We start from the raw sequence: 262 nt of genomic DNA, 5'->3' as shown, positions 1-262 counted from the left end.
ACGCTGCAACGATCACCGTGACGCTGCCACTGCCTTGATTGGCCATATAGATCCGGCTTTCGTCCGAAGATATCGTGATGCCGGAGGGGGCGCTTCCGACCCCGACCGTGCCGATCACGGAGTTCGACGCGGCGTCGATGATCGAGATGTTTGAAGAGTTCTCGTTGGCGACATAGACCCGGGTCCTTGCCCAACGTCTCAGCGCGAGGCAAGATCCACCTAAATCTCGTAATAGTTGCACAATGTCATTCACTCCCTCTAC

1 protein-coding gene is annotated in these 262 nt (G+C 56.5%); it reads right to left on the bottom strand.

Going from position 1 to position 262, the window contains the following annotated elements; translation table 11 throughout:
- The coding region (locus AC0L3I_RS37080; RefSeq protein ID WP_473530248.1) for a YncE family protein at nt 1–253 on the bottom strand (253 nt) is incomplete at its 3' end.
- Nucleotides 254–262: the final 9 nt, after the last annotated feature.

This window comes from Mesorhizobium sp. WSM4840, assembly GCF_055811755.1.
Note: the sequence above shows the minus strand (reverse complement) of the source record. Positions and strands in the feature narration are given on the sequence as shown.